Source organism: Sutterella faecalis (genome assembly GCF_006337085.1).
GTDB classification, from domain to species: Bacteria; Pseudomonadota; Gammaproteobacteria; order Burkholderiales; family Burkholderiaceae_F; genus Sutterella; species Sutterella faecalis.
Map to the genome: position 1 here is coordinate 511,729 of NZ_CP040882.1, position 20,069 is coordinate 531,797.

At 58.9% G+C, this 20,069-nt stretch carries 21 protein-coding genes; 6 read left to right on the forward strand and 15 right to left on the reverse strand.

Features of this window, described 5'->3' with window-relative positions; all coding sequences use genetic code 11:
* The first annotated feature begins 143 nt into the window (after positions 1–143).
* Complete coding sequence (locus FG381_RS02020; protein WP_139687303.1) at positions 144–587, forward strand: hypothetical protein; 444 nt, start codon at positions 144–146, stop codon at positions 585–587.
* Here the strand turns inward: FG381_RS02020 and FG381_RS02025 are convergent.
* Genes FG381_RS02025 through FG381_RS02045 form a run of 5 tightly spaced genes read right to left on the reverse strand, consistent with a single transcriptional unit; the run spans position 581 to position 3,293 of the window.
* The gene (locus tag FG381_RS02025; protein ID WP_139687304.1) at positions 581–838 is read right to left on the reverse strand and encodes a rubredoxin; all 258 of its coding nucleotides are present in this window, start codon (positions 836–838) and stop codon (positions 581–583) included. The genes FG381_RS02020 and FG381_RS02025 overlap by 7 nt on opposite strands.
* A complete protein-coding gene (locus FG381_RS02030) occupies positions 831–1,721 on the reverse strand; it encodes a hydrogenase expression/formation C-terminal domain-containing protein (RefSeq protein ID WP_139687305.1) in 891 nt (296 codons plus the stop codon). The genes FG381_RS02025 and FG381_RS02030 overlap by 8 nt, the downstream gene beginning before the upstream one ends.
* 46 nt (positions 1,722–1,767) lie before the next feature.
* Positions 1,768–2,238, reverse strand: a complete 471-nt coding sequence (locus tag FG381_RS02035; RefSeq protein ID WP_139687306.1) for a thioredoxin domain-containing protein — start codon at positions 2,236–2,238, stop codon at positions 1,768–1,770.
* Between the two features lie 44 nt (positions 2,239–2,282).
* Positions 2,283–2,606, reverse strand: a complete 324-nt coding sequence (locus tag FG381_RS02040) for a HypC/HybG/HupF family hydrogenase formation chaperone (RefSeq protein ID WP_139687307.1) — start codon at positions 2,604–2,606, stop codon at positions 2,283–2,285.
* Between the two features lie 18 nt (positions 2,607–2,624).
* Positions 2,625–3,293 carry a HyaD/HybD family hydrogenase maturation endopeptidase gene (locus FG381_RS02045; protein WP_139687308.1) on the reverse strand — a complete coding sequence of 223 codons (669 nt, stop codon included), beginning with the start codon at positions 3,291–3,293 and terminating at the stop codon, positions 2,625–2,627.
* 506 nt (positions 3,294–3,799) lie between these two features.
* Here FG381_RS02045 and FG381_RS02050 point away from each other — a divergent pair.
* Positions 3,800–4,132 carry a hypothetical protein gene (locus tag FG381_RS02050; protein WP_139687309.1) on the forward strand — a complete coding sequence of 111 codons (333 nt, stop codon included), beginning with the start codon at positions 3,800–3,802 and terminating at the stop codon, positions 4,130–4,132.
* A gap of 135 nt (positions 4,133–4,267) precedes the next feature.
* Here FG381_RS02050 and FG381_RS02055 read toward each other — a convergent pair whose 3' ends face one another.
* The 3 genes from FG381_RS02055 to FG381_RS02065 all read right to left on the reverse strand — a co-directional run bounded on the left by FG381_RS02055 (position 4,268) and on the right by FG381_RS02065 (position 7,807).
* Positions 4,268–5,965, reverse strand: a complete 1,698-nt coding sequence (locus FG381_RS02055; RefSeq protein WP_308694872.1) for an AAA family ATPase — start codon at positions 5,963–5,965, stop codon at positions 4,268–4,270.
* Positions 5,895–7,241, reverse strand: coding sequence for an RNA-guided endonuclease InsQ/TnpB family protein (locus tag FG381_RS02060; RefSeq protein WP_226960244.1), 1,347 nt, complete (start codon positions 7,239–7,241; stop codon positions 5,895–5,897). Before FG381_RS02060 ends, FG381_RS02055 begins: the two co-directional genes overlap by 71 nt.
* A gap of 203 nt (positions 7,242–7,444) precedes the next feature.
* Positions 7,445–7,807, reverse strand: a complete 363-nt coding sequence (locus FG381_RS02065; RefSeq protein ID WP_228025672.1) for a hypothetical protein — start codon at positions 7,805–7,807, stop codon at positions 7,445–7,447.
* Between the two features lie 210 nt (positions 7,808–8,017).
* Between FG381_RS02065 and glnK the strand changes: the two genes are divergently transcribed.
* Positions 8,018–8,356: a P-II family nitrogen regulator gene (gene glnK / locus FG381_RS02070; RefSeq protein ID WP_139687311.1), complete on the forward strand. Its 339-nt coding sequence runs from the start codon at positions 8,018–8,020 to the stop codon at positions 8,354–8,356.
* 73 nt (positions 8,357–8,429) lie between these two features.
* A complete protein-coding gene (locus FG381_RS02075) occupies positions 8,430–9,710 on the forward strand; it encodes an ammonium transporter (RefSeq protein WP_139687312.1) in 1,281 nt (426 codons plus the stop codon).
* 115 nt (positions 9,711–9,825) lie between these two features.
* Here FG381_RS02075 and FG381_RS02080 read toward each other — a convergent pair whose 3' ends face one another.
* Complete coding sequence (locus FG381_RS02080; RefSeq protein ID WP_226960246.1) at positions 9,826–10,302, reverse strand: hypothetical protein; 477 nt, start codon at positions 10,300–10,302, stop codon at positions 9,826–9,828.
* A 154-nt stretch (positions 10,303–10,456) separates the two neighbouring features.
* The gene (locus FG381_RS02085; protein ID WP_165697803.1) at positions 10,457–10,876 is read right to left on the reverse strand and encodes a copper resistance protein NlpE; all 420 of its coding nucleotides are present in this window, start codon (positions 10,874–10,876) and stop codon (positions 10,457–10,459) included.
* Between the two features lie 407 nt (positions 10,877–11,283).
* Between FG381_RS02085 and FG381_RS02090 the strand changes: the two genes are divergently transcribed.
* Complete coding sequence (locus FG381_RS02090; RefSeq protein WP_264297848.1) at positions 11,284–12,315, forward strand: asparaginase; 1,032 nt, start codon at positions 11,284–11,286, stop codon at positions 12,313–12,315.
* Between the two features lie 90 nt (positions 12,316–12,405).
* Here FG381_RS02090 and FG381_RS02095 read toward each other — a convergent pair whose 3' ends face one another.
* The 5 genes from FG381_RS02095 to FG381_RS02115 form a co-directional block, all read right to left on the reverse strand.
* Positions 12,406–12,780, reverse strand: coding sequence for a hypothetical protein (locus FG381_RS02095; RefSeq protein ID WP_139687315.1), 375 nt, complete (start codon positions 12,778–12,780; stop codon positions 12,406–12,408).
* 211 nt (positions 12,781–12,991) lie between these two features.
* Positions 12,992–14,017: a threonine aldolase family protein gene (locus FG381_RS02100; protein ID WP_139687316.1), complete on the reverse strand. Its 1,026-nt coding sequence runs from the start codon at positions 14,015–14,017 to the stop codon at positions 12,992–12,994.
* Between the two features lie 262 nt (positions 14,018–14,279).
* Entirely contained in the window at positions 14,280–15,173 is an 894-nt protein-coding gene (gene nrfD / locus FG381_RS02105) for an NrfD/PsrC family molybdoenzyme membrane anchor subunit (RefSeq protein WP_139687317.1), read from the reverse strand.
* Positions 15,170–15,754, reverse strand: coding sequence for a 4Fe-4S dicluster domain-containing protein (locus FG381_RS02110; protein ID WP_139687318.1), 585 nt, complete (start codon positions 15,752–15,754; stop codon positions 15,170–15,172). The genes nrfD and FG381_RS02110 overlap by 4 nt, the downstream gene beginning before the upstream one ends.
* Before the next feature lie 17 nt (positions 15,755–15,771).
* Positions 15,772–18,396, reverse strand: coding sequence for a molybdopterin-containing oxidoreductase family protein (locus tag FG381_RS02115; protein ID WP_139687319.1), 2,625 nt, complete (start codon positions 18,394–18,396; stop codon positions 15,772–15,774).
* A gap of 585 nt (positions 18,397–18,981) precedes the next feature.
* Here FG381_RS02115 and FG381_RS02120 point away from each other — a divergent pair.
* Positions 18,982–19,902: a manganese-dependent inorganic pyrophosphatase gene (locus FG381_RS02120; protein WP_139687320.1), complete on the forward strand. Its 921-nt coding sequence runs from the start codon at positions 18,982–18,984 to the stop codon at positions 19,900–19,902.
* Positions 19,903–20,069 lie beyond the last annotated feature (167 nt).

Consider the following 20,069-nt stretch of genomic DNA (forward strand, 5'->3'; position numbering starts at 1 on the left):
AGCTCTGCCGGGGCGGCGCTCTCATCATTTGTCTCATTTCTTTAGAGCTCATTCCAGCCGCCGGGCGTCAAAGATAAAATGAGGACAAAATTTCGCTGCGCACCCACTGCGCGGTTTTTGAATGGCATCGGGGAGTCCAGCACATGCGCCGTGCACTCACATTCCTTCTGATTCTCTGCACTCTTCTTTTCTGGAGCATGAGCCTCTGGACGCTCTCCGCCCGCGTCTCCGGCGCGGACTTTTTATGGTGCTGCGCGCCGGCGGGCGCCGGGCTTCTGATGCTGATCGGTCTCTTTGCCTCGGGAAGGATCTTCAATCCCGTCGACCGCGTGCGGCGCCTCTTTTCCGCGGCGCTCGCGACGACGCTCCTCGTCGTCATCGCATGCGTCTACGCCGACGTGCTCGTGCTGAACGGCGTCATTTTCGAAAAGCTCCTCGGGCTCTTCAATCTCGGCATCTTCATCGACAGCCGCCTCATTCTCACGCTCGCCTGCGCCGGGGCCCTCGTGCACCCCGTGCTCTTCATCATTGCCGGGGTCGGGCTTCTCTGCCTCCCGCCCCCGTCGGACAATTTCTTTCGTCAGTGATCCTCGTCGGCCGGGATGAAGGCCGACTTCGGATGCCCGCAGTCCGGGCACACGAATTCGTCGGGCAGATCCCGGAAGGATGTCCCCGGGAGAACATTCTCTTCGGGGCAGCCTTCCGCGGGGTCGTAAACGTACCAGCAGACCTTGCACTGCATCCGGGCGTCGGGCGGAACGCGCTCGGCCGCGAGCCGGTCAAGAAGCGCCTCGATCTCGGACCCCTTAGTGAAATGACCCGAACCAGCTTCAGGCATGAGACACCTCCCTTCTGCCGCCAAGGGTGCCGCGCTCAAGGTCGTGCCGGATCCATTCAATGAGATCCGTGCACTTTCTGACTGCCTCGGGGAACTCTTCGGCTGAAACGGGAACTTCAGGCGGCACGCGGGCCACCACGAAGGCGTCGAGGAGCGTCTTTCCGGAATTGTTGATGATGCGGCTTCTCCAGAGATTCCTCACCCGCGTGCGCGTAAAGCGCGAATGCGCAAACCCCTGAAGCTCGACCTCAATATCGCCCGTGCCGAGGGTGGAAAGAAGCGCCGTCATATCGCCGGGCGACAGGGGCTGGCGCTGGAGCTCAACCATAAAGGCCGGGTCGTCGGAAAGCCGCTCGATCCTGCCGGATTCCGCCTCGCTTTTGAGCTCATGTCCGAGCTCCTCCAGAATGGCAGGGGCAGCGAAGACGTCCGCGCTCGGGTTGACGAGCTTCGGCACTTCGGTCTCGCCCCGGTCGGAGACGACCAGCACCGTGCGGGGAAGGCGCCCGAGGACAAAGGAATTTGCCGCGCGCCCATCATCCCCCGCCTGAACGCGCCAGAGCCCCGGGATGCCGGTATCGGCAGCGCGCGCTTCGCCGTTGAAGAGCAGGATCTTCACCTCACCCTCGCCGAGGGTCGGCAGAAGAAAATCGAGATGCTTCGGATCAAAGCTCGAAAAATCCCAAACCTCGTGCAGATCCGAGCCGTCCGAGGCTGCTCTGCCCGCAGCCATGTCGTCGATGTGCCGGGAGAGCTTTTCGCGTACTGCCGTAAGGAACTCAATGGTGGCGAGCGCCGCCAGGCGCTCCGTTTCCGGGTCCAGCTGCGGGGCGTTCTGCCACCGGCGCGCCACGTCAGCGGCGGAATAAGTCTGAAGGCTCATTTTGTTTTATCCGAATAATTTTGGAATTCTGCTTTCGAAAAGGGCTTCAGCAGCTGCAGCTCTCATCATCCGATCGCTGCGGAAGGATCGCTACGGAGCGCTTCGGCGCCTCCGTTCGCGAGGCAATCTGAGCGAGCTTTGCGAGGTAGCCGTCCCAGGAATCAAGCCCTTCAGCGGCGCCGAGAAACACATTCCCGCGAAAGAGCGCGAGCGCCGGGAGCTTTCTCACGCCCCAGCGGGCAGCAAGCGCTCTCCCTTCCGTCACGTCCGTGCACCAGGCGCTTTCAACAGCGTCCCCCATGCTCCGCCGGATTTCCGGCCCAATCACGATGATGTCCAACGTTTCCTTGCGGGTATTGGGATCGTCGGCAAAAATCAGAAATTTGAGTCCGGGACTCGCGAGAAACTCGTTGAGCCCCGCTTCATTGAGCGTCTCGAACCCCTCTCTCTCGCGCAGGCGCTGAAAGAGCGGATTCGTCTGCGGATTGATTTCCGCGATTCGTGTGAATTTGGACATGCTGAAATGATTCTCAAAAAAATGGCGCGGAGACCTCAGGTGAACTATTTTCCGCCGGGAACCAGTCTGCGCAGATGTTCAGGCAGTTCCGGCTCGCGATCCATAAGATCTCCGAAACCGGCGCGGATGGCTTCCTCATCGGCTTCTCCGGCCATGGCGAGCGCCGTTGCCGTGAGCGCGGCCTCAATTTCATGCGCTTCCGCCTCATCAATCGCGCGAATGGCGCGGTTCTGGAAGACAAGAAGCCAGTCGGCCGACTGAGGGGGCTCAATCATCGAGATGTCGACCGTGAGTTCCTGTCCTTTGCGTTCGCACCGCGCCTTCATTTCCTCGAGCGCGACGATTTTCATGGGCAATGCAATGCACATCAGGCGTTCTCCTCTCAATCAGACTTCTTCGGGCATGGATTCATGCCCGGCCGCACGAACCAGAAACCGCTCGTCCCCGGTTCGGCAGGCTTCCCGTGCGTCGGGCCGGCCCGATTCGTAGGCATCGATCGATAGGCTTTGAAAAGATAACGGCGGCACCGCTTCGCCCGGAGCGCGCAGTTGAGGTGCAAAACCCCACTCGGTAAGGATGCCGCGGGCGGCCTCGAGTGCATCCGGGATGCGGGCCTTCAACGTTTCCGTAAGGCTTCCGCCATAGTCGTCAAGAAGCTCAGGCTGAATGCCGACTACAGCAATATCTTCGGGGCTCGAGCCCATCAGCGCCGCGGTGGCAAGGAGATCGTTGAAGCCCGTCTGATGAGGCGAAATCTTCGTCGAGCTCCAGATGCGGATATCGTCCTTTCGCAGCACCCGAAGCGTTCCTGGCGCGGCCTTCAGGTCGCAGCAATCGAAAACCAGAATGCGTCTTGTGGAACAGATCTCATTCACAAGCCAGCCGCCGAGCGTGCCGCCATCCATGATTTCCGCTCCTTCAGGGAGGCGGTAAAGCGCGTTGAAGGCCTCGGCCGCCCTCGGGCCGAACCCTTCGTCCGCCCAGAGGATGTTGCCGATGCCGAGGAGAAGCACTTCGCGGGCATAACGTCCGGACGAAAGTTCCTGAGTATCCATATCTTGCTCCCTGAGAGGCTTCATCCCGGAAACTTTCCTGAAGAAAAGCGGGGTACAAAATTCCGGGAGCCTCTCTCGTTTTGCTGACCTCTACTATATCGGGGGATGTTCCTAAGCCGCTATTCTCCGAAAGGCCCATCCTTAAGCCTCCGGGGCACTCCCTATGGAATAATGCGCTCCGCTTTTGGGCATAGTCCGCCTGGTCGGTGGAGAGCCCGGGAGTGCGAAGCAAAAGAGAGCCGCCCCAAAAAATATACAAAACTATCGGCAAGGGATTCACTACTGTTTTTTCAAATTCCCCTTTCCGCCCCGCTCAACCCGGTACACTCTCGCTTTGTTTACCAGAGAAGTCAGGAGAACTACACGCGTCATGCAGCGAGATCGCCTTCCTCTAAGAAGAAACCCTTATTTTTGCCTGTTTATACCGAATCGAGTTGCAATTCATTTGAAAGCGCCATACAGTGGGACTGAGCAATGGCAATCCGTCCTTAGAAGGAGGAACCACCATGCCGGGTAAGAAAACCTCATCCGCACTCGACTTCATCAAGCCGTGCAAACCCCTGGCCAAAAAGAAGGCCTCCAGCCACGACGGCTGGGGCGGCGTCAGACCTGGCGCCGGCCGCAAGCCGCTTGGCGAAAAGGCCCTCGACAAGATGGTCGTCATTCGTCTGACGGCCGAACAGAAGGCATTTTTCAGAACGCTCAGCGGCAGCGTCTGGTTGAGACAAGTCCTTGATCTCTGCATGCGCGAAAGCGCACCGGGCAAATTCCGCGATGCTGCAAACGAGTCGCCTTTCGGCGGCATTCCCGCAGAAAAATTTTTCACTGAAAGGAACTAAAGCCAAAATCGCGATGCAAAAGCCGGAAGATTGACCATTGTCTTCCGGCTTTTTTCTGCCTGGCGCATCTCCGGCACGAACACTCTTTATCGCCGATGCGATATGGGAACGCGGAGAAAACGTACGATCCTCGGATCAATCCGCGGCATCCTCAATTTCAAGCCAGCGTTCAAAGCGCCGGGTTTCTCCGCAAAAGACCAGCACTGCCCGATGGAGCTCGCCCGCACCAGGCCCTACTCCGTATCGGCGCGAGCGCATCTGTTCCCGGCCTGCCTCGAGCAATTGAGCCGCATCCTTCGTTTTGGCGGCGTACTTGAACTCAAACACCCAGTGCCTTTTGCCGGCGCGCACTTCCAGGTCGCTTCTGCCGAGCACCGTATGCTTTTCAACTTCCGGCATCAGCGCTGCACCCATGAGAAAGAGCTGGATGCAGGCACGCGAAGCGGCTTCCGTCGTTATTGGAAAGGTTTGATAATCAATCAAATTAATGCCGGCATTGAATCGGGCAACGATTTCTTCAAGCGATCCTGTTTCGATGAGTTCAGAAAGCATCGGCACGCCCATGGGATCGAGATTCTTCCCGCGCAGGAGTTCTTCCGTATAAAGCTGGGCCCTGGAAAGCTCCACTTCCTTATTCGGATAGCCGAGCTCGGCGTAGCCGTTGCTGCAAACGGATCGAATGGTGAGATATCCCGCCTGAGCGAGGAGCGCCTCTATGCCGATGTCCTTATATTCCCGGGCCGCAGTGAGTTCAGAGAGGCGGATCTGCCTCGGCTCGTCGAAAGCGAAGGGATTCGCGAGCTTATGTTTTTTCAGGTAATTCAACAAAACCTTCGGCTGTCCACCGCTCGCATACCAATAGTTGAGGAAGCCTTCCTCAGGATTATTCAGAAAATTGAGCACTGACCACGGGCAATAAATATGATTCTGCGCTTTGCGGTCAAAGCAGAAGCCGTCATAATTTTCCCGTAATGCATTCTGAAGCTGATTTCTATCGAGCCGCAGAACTTTTTCCGCCGAAGCCAGATAATCTTCAAAATGGAGGGATATTTCTTGCTCCGTCAGACCAAGAAGCTGACTGTATTTCGTATCCAGAGAAATATCCGTGAGGTTGTTCAGGGCCGAAAAAATGCTGGTGTTGCTGAATTTTGTGATCCCCGTCATGAAGAAAAAACGCAGGCAGCGTTCTGCAGACTTGAGGACGGTATAGAACTTGACCAAATGATTGCGAATAACATCAAAAGCCTCATCATCATCGAGATGCGATGTGAGCGGCGTATCGCATTCATCTATCAGAAGTACGAGCGAATCGGGAGGGAGCGTTAAAAGCCAGGATTTGAACTGATCGAAAAAGACAATATTTTCACGACTTTTATTGATATTAAATCCTAACGGTGAAAAAGCTTCAAGCAATACGCTTTTGAAATCGCGCTCAAATTGCTCCAGATTCTCAAAGATCTTCAGTCCGGAAAAATCGAGACGCACGACATCGTACTGCCTGTCGGACCATAGTTTTTCTATCTGAAGCCCGGAAAAATATTTAAGTCCGTCGCTGAAAAGAGATTGAAGCGTGGAAACGAGCAAAGATTTTCCAAAACGTCTGGGTCTTGCTAAAAAAATTCTGGCTCGTGTTGAAGCCAGCGAATAAATTAAATCTGTTTTATCGGCATAGATCATGCGGTTGCGCCGCAGCGCAACAAAATCGCTAGTGCCCAGGGTTGACTTCCTCCCCGACGTGAACGACGGGGATTCCTGAATACGATTAACTCGTACTTCGGGTGGTTCCCGCTGATGGCACGGAGACACTGAGGGGATCCCCAGCACCTTCCGCACTCACTTCACGGGCGATGCGCTTTTTGTTGTGTGCGCTCGGGCTCATCCGTCCCTTCATCAACACATTAATTGACCCCACAATATCGGCATTATTTGTGTAACCGCAATTAATGCAGCTGAAGAGTGATTGCGTGGGACGATTTCTCCTATCCGTGCAACCGCAATTCGGACATCGTTGGGAAGTAAACTGAGGGGGCACAGCAATCACCATGCCGCCCATTTTATTCAGCGCTTCTTCGATGGCTTTCCGCAATGCTCTGAGGCCCATGCGCTGAAGCGAACGGTTCAGCGCCCGCTTCTGCCTCACGTGCCTGCCGGGGTTCTCCTTCGTCCCCCTGGCGCTTTTCGTCATATTGCGGAGGTGCAGGTCCTCGACGTACACGCAGCCGTACTCCTGCGCGAGCGCATGCGCCGTCTTCCTGTGAAAGTCCTGTCGAATGGAGCGGACTCGCTTGTATTTCTTCTGTATGAGCTCCTTGAGCCGGCGCCTTGTCCGGCTCGGCTTTCTCTTGTCGAATGCTTCCGCCAGACCCTTTGCGGCTAGCTTCTTTCTCGAAGACTGATTGAGCGACATGCGGCGCTTCAGATACGCGATCTCGCCCTCAATCTTCTTGATCGTTGCAACATCAAGGTCGTACGTTTTCCCGTTGCTCAGCGTGACGGCATGAACGATGCCGACATCAATGCCGACATCCTTCTCCTTCATCACGGGATCGGGAATCTCGAACTCGGTCGCGAAGGTGACGAACCATTTGCCGCAGTCCTTCGTGATGTGAACCTGCTTTACCTTGCCGGGAATCAGCGTTCCGTCCCCGCATTTGAACGCGAGGGGACGGGAACGCCGGTAGCGAAACCAACCGAGCTTAGGCAGCTTCACGCGGCCGTTGGGTTCGTCAATATCCTGAGGCTTCACCTGCGGCAGGCGGAAGCCGTCGCCGATGTCCTTAGCTTTGAATCTCGGCCAGCGCTTCTTAGCGGAATCGCCCTTCTTGCGGAAGGTATCCTTGATGGCGCGGTCAAGATCCATGAGCGTCTGCTGGAGCGCCTGTGAAGGCGCTTCCTTCAGGAAAGCCATCTCATCGGTCTGCTTCCACTCCACGAGGAGGTGAGCCATTTCGACGTACGAGAACAGCTTTTCGTTCTTGGCCTTTCTTTCATTCTGCAGCTCAAGCGCCTTATTGAACACGGCGCGACGGCACCCGGCAAATCGGCTCAGCGCCGAACGCCGCGTGTCGTCCGTGATCAGTTCGTACTTGAAGTTGCAGAAGAGGTACATGATTCTTCTATTATACAATATCGGATCATTGCATTGCAGATTTATATTGCATTATCCTGAATTTCAATGCATTTCAAGAGCTATGCAAGTAATCGATCTTCGATCGATGGGCCTTATATCCCCGTCATTAATGACGGGGTTTTACGGCCCGATGGATAAAGGATGCATACCGCATTTCCACGGAGGTCTCAAGTACCGCGATCTTATTTGCCGGCTTTCTCGTAAGCTGCATGCGCAGCACGAACGGCTTTCACAAGCTCCGCTTCCATTTCAGCGTAGCTTCTCTCCGTCCGCGGCGTGCCGCCGATGCTGTAGACAACGTCCTTCGGGCCGTAGCGCGGATCCTCGCGCACAATCGTCTCCACCGTCATGCCCTTCCCGGCCATGTAGTCCTCCCGGGAAAGCGCTCTCAGACCTGCGAAGAAATGCGCTCTCGCCGCAATGTCTGAATTGCTCATGCAGGGGAAGACTTTGGTGAGGCGGACAAGAGGCCACCCCCGGCTGTCGAGAAGCGGCTCCTGCGGCGCTTCCTCTTCCTTCTTATTGTCTTTGACGATCCCTCTCATGGCGCAGACGCTCCGCTCAATGTTTGCAATGCACCCGATTTTAGCGGATGCCGCATGACGCGCCTGAGCCTCATAAGTCAACACCTCAACTTCCAGCTCCGCTTTCGCCGGAGAGAAGCACTCCAAAGCAGAGCGCTTCTGGCACGAATCTTGCTTCGGAGTTTATGAGCGACGGAAGCAATTCTTCTTCCGTCCCATGGAGAAACACTCATGAAGCTTGTCACCATCATCATCAAGCCCTTCAAGCTCGACGACGTCCGGGAAGCCCTCTCCGACGCCGGCGTTCACGGCCTCACCGTTACGGAAGTCAAGGGCTTCGGCCGACAGCGCGGCCACACGGAGCTCTACCGCGGCGCGGAATACGTTGTCGACTTTCTTCCCAAGACCCGCATTGACGTTGCGGTGACGGAAGACATGCTCGACGACGTGATCGAAACCGTTATTCAGGCCGCCCGCACGGGCAAGGTCGGCGACGGAAAGATTTTCGTGACGCCCCTCGAACAGGTCGTCCGCATCCGCACCGGCGAAACGGGAGAAGCCGCCATCTGACGCCCTCGGAAGCGTGAGAGCGCTCTTTCCCCCAGATATCGAAAAAAACTCCCCAAAGACGGAGTACGAAAAAATGCACGCCTACATTAAATACATCCCTTTCGCGGGGCTGCTTGCACTCATGAGCGCCCCGGGATTCGCAGCTGACGCCCCGGCGCTCGACAAAGCCGACACCGTCTGGGTCATGGTCTCGGGGCTTCTCGTCCTTCTCATGACCATCCCGGGCATTGCGCTCTTTTATGCCGGCATGGTGAGAAAGAAGAACATCCTCTCAACTCTGGCGCAGTCGGTCGCGATCTGCGGCATGATCACGCTCCTCTGGTACTTCGTCGGCTACTCCCTCGCCTTCTCGGAAGGAAGCGCCTTCGTGGGCGGCCTTTCGAAGGCCTTCCTTTCCGGCATCGGCATCAGCACGCTTTCGGGCACGATTCCCGAACTCCTCTTCGTCTTCTTCCAGATGACCTTCGCGATCCTCACGCCCGCGCTCATCACGGGTTCGATCGCCGGCCGCATGAAGTTCTCCTCGCTTCTCGTCTTCATGGCCGCCTGGAGCCTTCTCGTCTACGCTCCCATCTGCCACTGGGTCTGGGCTTCGGACGGTTTCTTCTTCAACATGGGCGCGCTTGACTATGCGGGCGGCACGGTCGTTCACATCAACGCCGGCATCGCGGGCCTCGTTGCCTGCCTGATGGTCGGTCCCCGCCGCGGCTGGGGACAGCAGCACCTCGCGCCCGCCAACCTGGCGCTCGCCGTCATCGGCGCCTCGCTCCTCTGGTTCGGCTGGATGGGCTTCAACGGCGGATCGGGCCTCGCCGCAAACGAACGCGCCGTGATGGCGATCATCGTGACGCAGATCGCTGCCGCTGCGGGCGCCGTGGCCTGGATGTTCACGGAATGGAAGACCCGCGGAAAGCCCTCGCTCCTCGGCATGATTTCGGGCGCCGTCGCGGGCCTCGTTGCCATTACCCCGGGCTCGGGCTTCGTTGAGCCGGCTCCGGCGCTCGTGATCGGCCTTCTCGCCGGCCTCGTCTGCTTCTTCATGGTTGCCGTCGTGAAGGCGAAGCTCGGCTACGACGACTCGCTCGACGCCTTCGGCGTTCACGGCGTGGGCGGAATCCTGGGCGCCATCCTCACGGGCTTCTTTGCCTCAGGCGCTGTTACGGGCTCTGAACTTCCTCCCATGTGGACGCAGGTCGGCATCCAGGTTCTCTCCGTCGCCGCGACCCTCGTCTACGGCGGCGTCATGAGCTTCGTGATCCTCTTCATCATCAAAAAGACCATGGGTCTGCGCGTTTCGACCGACGATGAGCTCTCGGGCCTCGACCTTGCCTCGCACGGCGAGCGCATTGAATAGCAGCGCTTTAAAGAGCACTTAAAAGAAATCCCGGGGCCGGCCGAAACGCCGGATCCGGGATTTTCCGTCTCTCTCAAAGGAAGAGATGTTGAGCAGTCCGCGAACCGCCGCTCAATCAGAAGAGCGGTTCGTTCATGTAGACTTTTTTAAGCATGTCGTCCGCATCAGGACCGCGCACGCTGATGCCGGCATACTCCGCGTCGTTCATGGACGTAAAGGTCACCATGCGGAGCGCCGCCTTATTCTTCTTGTCGATCCGGAATTCAAACTGAATGACCGAGCCGTCGTCGAGACGGCAGGAAAACTGCACGTCGCCCGGCTCAACCTCTTCCCAAAGACGGCTTTTGGGCGTGCAGGGACCGTACTGCTCGAAGGCAGTTTCAACGGCAATCGACGTGTCGTAAGGGAAAACGGTTTTGCGCACGAGCATGACGTTGGGCGTCTGCACGGGCGCGGGCGCCTCGATTTCAGCCTGAGGAGCGGAAAGAACCCCGGTCCCGGACGTTCCGGTCGTGCCGCAGCCGGCGAGCGAACCGGCAAGAATCAAAGCTGACGAAATTCCAAGAAGTCGAAGAGAAGTATCACGAGCCACGGTATTGCGCTTCCTTGCATGAATTGAGACGCCGCCCCGGGACGGCAGGATCCGATCGTTTGGAGGGGATCCGGTCGTCCGGGAGAAGCAGATGTTTTCGAATCCTGATTCTAAAAATCGCGGCTTAAGGGAATTCTGAAGGCCAAAGCGAAAATCACGGGCGCGTGAGGTCGTACATCGGCGCGAGCACGCCTTCGACAGGATTCCCTTCACGGTCAAGAAGCCTCACGCCGTTCGGAATCGGAAGCGCATACCAGGGCTCCTCGCCGGGGGCCGCGGAGTCGAAGCGGAGCTTTCCGCCCTCGAGAGACCATTTTCCGCCTTCATCGAAAGCGCCGTCCGTCCCAAGATAGTGCGAAACGCGCGTATAGGTGCCCGATGCCCTCAAATAGAGCGCCGTGCGGATGCCTTCGCAATCCGCGCACGGGAGCATGCCTTCATAGACGCCGGCCAGGTCCGAAGCCGGGGAAGCAGCCTGCGGCTCCGCTCCCTTATTCGAGGATGCGGCGCAGCCGGAAAGCAACAAGGCGAGTGATGCGCAAAGAATGGACGAGCGAACCCAGGGAAACTGCATGACGAAATCCAGAGGGGAAAATACAGGAATGTAAACGAAAGAATCTTTTTTCAAGAAACCTATGCCCATCATAGGGAGAGTCAAGCGTCCCCGAGTCCGCCCGGTTGTAACGATTCCCGACAGCCGAAACAATATAATCCAATATTTATCATTGATTTTTATGGATATTTATAACATTTTTCGAATTGCCGCCAATGATTCGTCAACGAAAGCGACAGCGAATTGGTAAAACCACCTACGCATAAATACGATACGCAATCGCTCAGGATTCCCGTAGTATCTAGTTCGAGGTCAAAAGAAGCCGGATCTGCCTTGCGCGACAGATCCGGCTTCGCAGGGAGAGCGCCGGGAAACCGGCGCTCTTTTTGCTTCCGGGGCTTCTACCGATAGAATCCATTCCGGCAATATTGCTCGCACTGGATTCCATCATGACGAAAGAACTACCTAAAGTCCGCCTCCTCACCTGCGGCGGCACCATCGTTTCCTCAGGCGAAAGCGCAAGCCAGATGACCGGCTACCGCCTCAAGGACTTCAGCGTTGATGCGCTCCTCGCGGCCGTTCCCGGACTTTCCGCGGTTGCCCGGCTTGACGTGAAGGAAGTCGCCCGCATCGACTCCATGTCGATGACGAGCGCCGTCTGGAAGGACCTCGGCCGCGCCATCGAGGAAGCCGATGCCGATCCGGAAATCACCGGCATCGTCATCACGCACGGCACCGATACGATGGAGGAAACGGCCTGGTTCACGCATCTGACGATGAAGACTCAGAAGCCCGTTGTCTTCACGGGCGCCATGAGGCCCTCGACCGCGCTCTCTGCCGACGGTCCCCTCAACCTCTACAACGCCGTGCGGATTGCCGTCGACCCCGAGGCCCGCGGCAGGGGCGTCCTCGTCGCGTTGAATGACGTGATCATCGGCGCACGCGCCGCCATGAAGGTGAACCCCACCAACGCAGCGGCTTTTGCCGGACTCGCCGAGGGCCCCCTCGGGCTCGTTTCCGGCGACGCCATCGTCTGGTTCGGCCGTCCCGAAAAGCCCTTCGGCGCCGCTGCGCCCTTCAAGCTTGAAACCTACGCGCACCCGAAGCGCCTTCCCAGAGTCGACATCCTCTACTCGCATGCAGATGACGACGGCATGCTCGTGCGCGCTTCGGTTGAAGCGGGCGCCGAAGCCATCGTTCATGCGGGGACCGGCAACGGCTCCATTCATGCTGAAACGGAAAAAGCCCTTCAGGAGGCCGCTCAACGCGGCGTCTTCATCATCCGCGCGAGCCGCGTGCCGGGCGGATGCGTAACCCCGGGTCTTGCCGAGTGGCAGGAGCGCGGCTACATTCCCTCGGGGACGCTCTCGCCCCAGAAGGCGCGCATTCTCGCAATGCTTGCACTCGTCACCTTCGGCTGGAATCCGGAGAAGATGAAGGAAGCTTTCGAGCGCTACTGACGGATCGCCTTCGCAGCAAAAAACGCCGGCTGACATCACACGTCAGTACCGGCGTTTTTTAATTCTTCCGGGACCGGAAGCCTTTAGGGCTCAGTCCTTGTAGAGCGAGCAGCAGTCCTTGGGCGCATCGGCAAGAGGCTTGCCTTCCGCGTCAAGGAGGTGAAGCTTTTCATCCTTTCCGACTTCGAGCTGGCGGCTCACGACGCCGCTCGAATTCTTAAGAAGCACGCGGCCGTCCTTCACCTCGTAGAAGCCCGTTTCGATGCCGCGGTCCTTCTTGACTGAAAGCGCATAGCAGCCGTAATGATCGAGCGAGAGCTCCGCATCGGCCATCTCATCGGCCTGAGAAAGCATCGATCCGGACCAATGGCCTTCAAGTCCCGTATCCTTGTGCGCCGCTTGAGCAGCGCCCGAGGCCAGACCGACGGAAAGAAGTGCGGCAAAAAGGACTTTTGAGAAAGACATGGCTCAACGATTGAGGGAAAAACGGGTAAAGAAATGAGGAACCCGTCGAACCCCCGCAGCCGACTGCGACCAAGCAAGCTGATGGCGGCGGGAAGATTCGCTGCTGAATGTTCCTCCTGATGACTCATACCTTACGCCGCGCACCTCACGCGAACCTTAAGGACAGAATCGGAAACAATTGCGCGCTTCCGTCCGCCGCACGCTTTCTTCGTTAAAGGAGCGAAAGCACCTGGTCGACATCCTCTTCGCGCGTGGCCCAGCTGGTGCAGAAGCGGCAGAGGGTCTTCCCGTCGTCGCGGCGCTCCCAGATGGAAATGGCGGCCTTCTCGCCGATGCGCTTCAGATCCTCGTCGTCCAGCCAGGCAAAGATCTGATTCGTGCGGGAGTCGACAAAGAGTTCGTAGCCCTTCTCGATCAATGCCGCGCGGATTTTCTGCGCGAGCCGCACGCCGTGGCGGCCGGCCTTAAGGTAGTTCCCGCCGCTCATGAGGACTTCGAAATTAATACCGAGGAGCCGCCCCTTTGCGAGCACCGCACCCTGCTGCTTCTGTAGCGTGAAGAAATGCTTCATGAGACGAGGATTCGTGACGACAAGCGCCTCGCCGATGAGCGCCCCGCACTTCGTTCCTCCGATATAGAAGACGTCGGCCAGACGGGCGATGTCGGCGAGCGACGCGTCGTTCGCCTCTGAGGCGAGGCCGTAGGCCATGCGCGCGCCGTCGATGAAGAGCGGCAGACCGTGCCGGCGGCAGGATGCGGAAATGGCTTCGAGTTCGCTCAGGCTGTAAAGGGTGCCGAATTCAGTGGGCTGAGAGATGTAGACCATCCCGGGCTGCACGACATGATCCTTGCTGGGATCGCGCAGGAACGCTTCCATCCACTTTTCAATCGACCCCGCGGTAATCTTCCCGTCCTTTTGCGGCAGCGTGATCACCTTGTGGCCGCGCGCCTCTACAGCGCCCGCTTCATGAACGGCAATGTGGCCGGTCTCCGCCGCGAGAACGCCCTCATAGCCCGCAAGCATGGCGTGAATCGCAATGGAGTTGGTCTGCGTGCCGCCTTCCAGAAAATAAACGCGGGCATCCGGCGCCTTGCATGCCTCGCGGATGAGCGTGCGGGCCCGCTCTGAAAACTCATCATCGCCATAGCCCGGCGCGGAAACAAGATTGGTTTCCTGAAGACGTTCAAGAATCGCCGGAAGACAACCTTCCTGATAGTCGCAAGCAAGACGGATCATTGCACGAAATTTCCCAATAAAGATGACGGTGCGGCGCGCTCCGCAGATGGGTGCGGAACACTTTGGAGGCGATTATAGGAACACACTGGCCGCCATTCAGTGCATTTTGCTCACAATGAAGAAGATGAAAAGATGGAGAAAGGTCTCAGCTATCCGGACAAATCCGCCCGGAAGAAGCAAAGCCCGGCGGCGGAAGAATCCGCTGCCGGGCTGTTTTTTTCAGGCTGGCGGTGCCTGAAGGATGCCTCAAATCGTTTCGGCGCTACCAGATCACGGGATCAAAGTAGCCCGCAAAGAGGACGGAGGCGCGAAGCGCCAGCGCGCCGATGATCGAGCAGAGGCCGCCCAACATCACCATCGAGCGGTGTTCCTTGAGGAACGTGCAGAGGATCGGCATCACGATGCCGAGACCGATCGCGCCCGCCCAGAAGATGAGGGAGGCTCCGCCCATCAGCAGGCTCTCTGCGCCGGCAGCCGCGCCGGGCGTACCCGTCCAGGCCGACTGAATGAAGGCGAAGATCACGAAGGCTTCGCCCAGGTGCACGCCCCAGGCGGTGCCGCCGAGCCACGAGGGATGGCCGGTTTCGAGCTTGCCGGATGCAGCGAGAAGCTCCGCCAGACCCACGGCGCAGCCGAGGCCCGAGAAGATCCAGAGCACCGGGAGGACCGCGGTATTCCAGAGCGGGACGCCCGCGGCCTGCGTGAGGAGGAACCCTGAATAGGCCGTGGCGGCAACGCCCAGGATGCCGTTCAACCAGCGCACCATCACGCCCTCGGCGATGTCGACGAGGACGCGGCTGCCGCCTTCCCTCGAGCCCAGCCAGATCATGAGGCCTTCGACGACGACGGCAATGCAGAGCACTGCGAGCAGACAGATGCCGATGAACATCCAGCTCGTGAAGTTGAAGGACCAGTTGGCAAGCGCATGAAAGGCTGCAAACGGGAGGTTGAGGAGGCGCCCCAGGTGCGAAAGCACGAGGAGCGTGCCCGCGATCGCGGCGATGCCGGAGATCGCGAAGACGCGGCGGCTCCTGAGCCAGATGTTCAGGAAGAGCGCCATGCCCGAAAGGCCGACGAACCAGAGGAAGAAGGCAATCGTCCACGCCCAGTGGCTCGTGGCGGCCTGAGCGGTAAGTTCCATATATTCAGGAGTCATTTCTGCACCACGACGAAGTAGTTGGGCTTAGTGCCTTTCTGCGGGAGAAGGCGTTCAGTGCGCGAGCGGGCAATGCGCTGCGAAACGGCGGATTCCGGATCCGCGACGTTGCCGAAGGCGCGCGCCGAGACCGGGCAGGCCGCGACGCAGGCCGGATCCTGCCCCTGAGCGATGAGCTTTTCGCACCCTTCGCCCATGCACTTGACGGGAAGTCCCGTCTTCGGATGAAGCCAGCGCACGTCGTAGGGACACGCCGTAACGCAGTAGCCGCAGCCGACGCACCGATCGGGATCGGTCTTCACCTGGCCCGTGAGCGGATCGTGATAGTTGGCGCCGAAGGGGCAGACGCCGATGCAGGGCGCATCATCGCACTGCTGGCACTGCACGAGAATCTGCTGCGGACGGCGAAGCGTTTCGAGCCTCACGACGCGGATGTTCGAGGGAAGAGACTTCCAGCCCGAATTCTCGTCGTTGAGCATGTCCGGATAGTTCGTCTGAGCGCAGGCCACGATGCAGGCTGAGCACCCGACGCACTGCGTCGCATCAAAGAGATGCGCAAGCTTTTTGCTGTATTGGGTCATTGCTTGATGCCTCCCTCTTAGATGCGTTCGACGCGAACAGTGGAGTTGTTGGCGAGCGAACCCGTCACCGGTTCACGGTAGCCCGTGCAGAACCAGTGCGAGTTGATGCCTTCGCGCGTCCACTCATAAGCGCCGAGGTTTCTCTTCGTTCTCACGCCGCCCGCGAAGCCGTGGGCAAAGAGCGAGCCGGCAACGACGCGGTTCGTGACCGTCACCTGGGTGCGGCCCTTGACGCCCGTATCGAGGCTCGTCAGCTCCACCGTGTCGCCCGTGCGGATGCCGAGGCGTTCGGCGTCGACGGGATTCATCCAGACGGTGCGGTCGCCCAGGAACTTCGAGGGCCACGTCCACATGGCAACGCCCGAATTCGAGGCGCTGTCCTTGCCGGAAACGAGGTAGAACTCGTTCGAGCGCGGACGCGGGATGGTGTAGGCCGGAGGCATCACCCAGTTGGAGAGCCCGGAGGCGCCCTTCTTTTCGTACTTGCCTGCGAAGAGGAAGGAGATGATTTCGCCCTTGCCGGTGGGGGTTCCGAAGGGCTTCTTCTGCGGGTAGACGCCGAACTTCTTCGCGGAAACCTGCGACCAGCCGCGGGCCTTCACGTCCGCATCGATGCGGTCGCCCTCGCCCGGCTTTTCGCTGTTCTTCTTCGCGATGAACTTCGCCCAGGCGCTGTCCATCATGCCGCGGTACCAGTTCTTAAATTCCTCGCGGGTCTTCATCTCGTGGTCGTAGCCGAGGCGCTCCTTCGCGCGTTCGGGGAATGCGCGGCGAAGGATTTCGCAGAACTGCCAGATCTCTTCGCGCGCGTCGCACCCTTCGGGAGGTTCAATCCCGGCGTTGGAGAGCTGAACGTTGCCGTTCAACGCCCACTTGACGCCGCCGTATTCGTAGCCTTCGAGGAAGAAGGTCGAGGGAAGCACGTAATCCGCGTAGTCGATCACCTCGTGCGGGAAGATGTCCTGCACGACCATGAGTTCGAGGGCCCTGAAGGCCTTCGCCATGCGGTCCGAATTCGCTTCGCGGTGGAACATGGTCGAGCCCGTGATGAAGGCGGCGCGGATCGGATAGGGCTTGCCTTCCTCAATTGCGCTGAAGATCGCCGAATAGGTGCCGGAACCTTCCGGATAGATCACCTTGTCGAGCGCCTTCCCTTCCGCATTCTTCCAGGATTCGCCGTGCGGGCCCTTGCCCTTTCCGCCCGACTGCGAGGCCGCCGGCCCCTTGAAGCCGCCGCCCTGCGTGACGACGAAGCCGCCCGGCTGATCGATCTGCCCCGTAAAGAGGTTGATCATGCTCATGAGCGCAAAGGCGGGGGAGTCGTTGCCGTTTCTCGAGGCATACCAGCCGTCGTCGCAGACGCCGCCCTCGGTGAAGAAGGCCCGGGCAATGCGAACGATGGTTTCGGACGGAATCCCCGTCGTGAGGGACGCCTTCTCAGGCGTCCAGGCGATCGCGGTCTTGGAAAAACGCACGAAGGCGGTTTCAACCGACAGGTCACGTCCGTCAACGGTGCGGACGGTGCCCGCATAGTCAAGATCCGGATCCACGCCTTCGGGTTCGTCGTAGCCCTTGACGGCGCCTTTTTCATCGCGGGCAAGCCCCATCGCCGCAAAGGCGGAGCTCGCGCGGTTCATGACGACGAACGCATCCTTCGAAGCGCCTTCGATGAGTTCATCGGCCGTGATCGGGCGGTGCGTGCCAACCTCAATGAGATAAGGCGCATTCGTATAGCGGCGCAGGAACTCGAAGTCGACGAGCTTTTCCGTAATGCCGATGCCGATCATGGAGAGGAGGAAGGCCGAGTCCGTGCCGGGACGGATGGGAACCCATTCCGCGCCCGAGGACATGGCGTTTTCAGGCATGCGGGGGTCGACGAAGATCACCTTCGCGCCCTTTTCGCGCGAACGCCCGAAGACGGCTGCAACGCCCATCGCGCAGTTGAGCGAACGCCCGACGCAAAGGAGCAGTCGGCAGCGTTCGTAGTCGGGCTCGACCTTGCCCGCACCGTCGAAGCCCTTGCCGAACACCATGCGGCGGCCGGCAACGGAGGCGGAGTTGCAGGTGGAGGAATGGCTGATCACGTTGGGCGTGCCGAGGGGAGCGGCAAGCCACTGCTGAAGGCCCGAGAAATTGTGCGACGTCATCGAGATCGCGCGTTCGCCGTGCTCCTCGACAATCTTCTTCACGCGCTCGGCAATCTCAGTGAGCGCCTGATCCCAGGAGATTTCCTCGAACTTTCCTTCGCCGCGTTCGCCCGTGCGCTTCAGGGGCTTTTTGAGGCGCTGCGGGTGATTCCACACCCACATGGCCTGAGCGCCGCGAGCGCAGCAGCCGCGCTGCGGATGCGTCGGGTTGGGCATGATCTTCACGGTCGCCTGGGACACGGGCTCGCCCTTCTTGTGAAGGGCAAGAAGGCCGCAGTAGCCGCCGCACACCATGCAGGCCGTGGGATGCGCTTCCCAGCCTTCGGCCTTGAGCGCTTCGACTTCCTTCGCGATGGCTTCGTCGGCAGCCGTCCAGACAGCCGCACCGATCGTTCCCGTGCCAGCAGCCGCGCCGACCGCACCGGCGGCGCCGATGAAGCTGCGGCGGGAGAGACCGGGACCGCGGGCCGCGGAGGGCTCAACGTTCTTCGTCATAAGAATCTCCTCGTGAGGAGAGAGTGCCGCCAGAGGGATAAAACCAGCAGAATCATACCCAGACAACACGAAATCCCGAATGTCTTCCGAAGAAAACGTCCGGGTTCAATGCGTTTCGGGTTCGAAACAGATTCTGCGGGGGGTCCTGGCTGACATCTGTCCTTTCAATTTTTGTCAGGGTCGCGGCCGTAATGAATTCGTATAGTTGCCGCTGATGGCAAAGATAAAGTCCAAAATCCGCTTCTCTTACAGGGAAAGCCCTTGGTTTTTAAGATTCGCTATTCATATTTCGAATAACGAAATGCCATTGAATCTTTGAACTTTCGGCCGATATCGGGGACTTAGCTTTTGTCTGACATGAGGCTTAAATCAAAGGATCCGGCAAATCCACTACCCCATTAATGGTAGTACCTATTAAAGACAAATTACCGTTAGCAATAAACTACCGGAAGGCAAATTCTGCGCAGAGCCTCGCCTTCTCCTAAAATAGCGGGAATCTTCATTTCAGCTCCGGGAACCGGAGGCTCCTGCCTCTCTTCCCGCAGCATGAGACTTTCCCAACAAAACATCTGAAGGCATACCTACATGTCCGCCATCATTCTCGGCCATAAGCACCCCGATACCGACAGCATTGTTTCCGCCATCGCCTGTGCGGATCTCTATAAGAAGCGCGGTCTTGACGTCGTCCCTGCCGCTCAGGGAACGCCTGCGCCTGAAACCGCCTTCGTTCTTGAACGCTTCGGTCTCAAGGCTCCTGAAGTCATCACCTCGGTTGCCGGCCGCGAGGTCTACATCGTCGACTATTCCGACCTCAATCAGGCCCCGGACGATTTTGCCGAATGCACGCTCAAGGGCATCGTCGACCACCACAAGCTCGGCGACATGACCTCCACCGCGCCGCTTGAATGCGTGATCATGCCCGTCGGGTGCACCAACACCATTCTGAAGCGCATGTACGACTATCTCGGCTTCGTTCCGCCGAAGGAAATCGCCGGCGCCATGCTCTGCGCGATTCTCTCCGACACCGTGATCTTCAAGTCCCCGACCTGCACGGAAGCCGACCGCGCCGCCGCGCGCGAGCTCGCCCTCATTGCCGGCGTCGAGGACATGAAGGCCCTCGGCATGGAGCTCTTTACCGCCAAGTCGGCCGTGAAGGGCGTCGCTGCGCGCGACCTCATCATGCGCGACTTCAAGGACTTCAACATGTCGGGCAGCAAGGTCGGCATCGGCCAGCTCGAGCTCGTCGACCTCGCGCTTCTTGAGGACCGCATCCCCGAGCTCCTCGAGGAACTCGGCCGCATGAAGGCCGAAGGCCGCCACACGGCCATGCTCCTTCTCACCGACATCATGAAGGAAGGCTCGCTTCTTCTCATGGCTTCCGACGATCCCGCGAAGATTGCCTCCGCCTGGAAGAAGACCCTCGGCAGCGACAACCTCTGGCTCGAAGGGGTCATGTCCCGCAAGAAGCAGGTCGTGCCCTTCCTTGAAGCCGTCTTCAAGGCGTAAGCCGCCTCACCTTTTCAAGGGGCTCTCCGCGAAGGAGCTCCTCTAAGCCAAAACCCGCAGTCTTTTTGATCGGATTGCGGGTTTTTTATGCTTTGCGCGCTCAAAGGCATGGCCCCGAAGCAGAATAGCCTTGGCCGCAAAGATGCTTCTCCAAGCGCCGCTCGCGG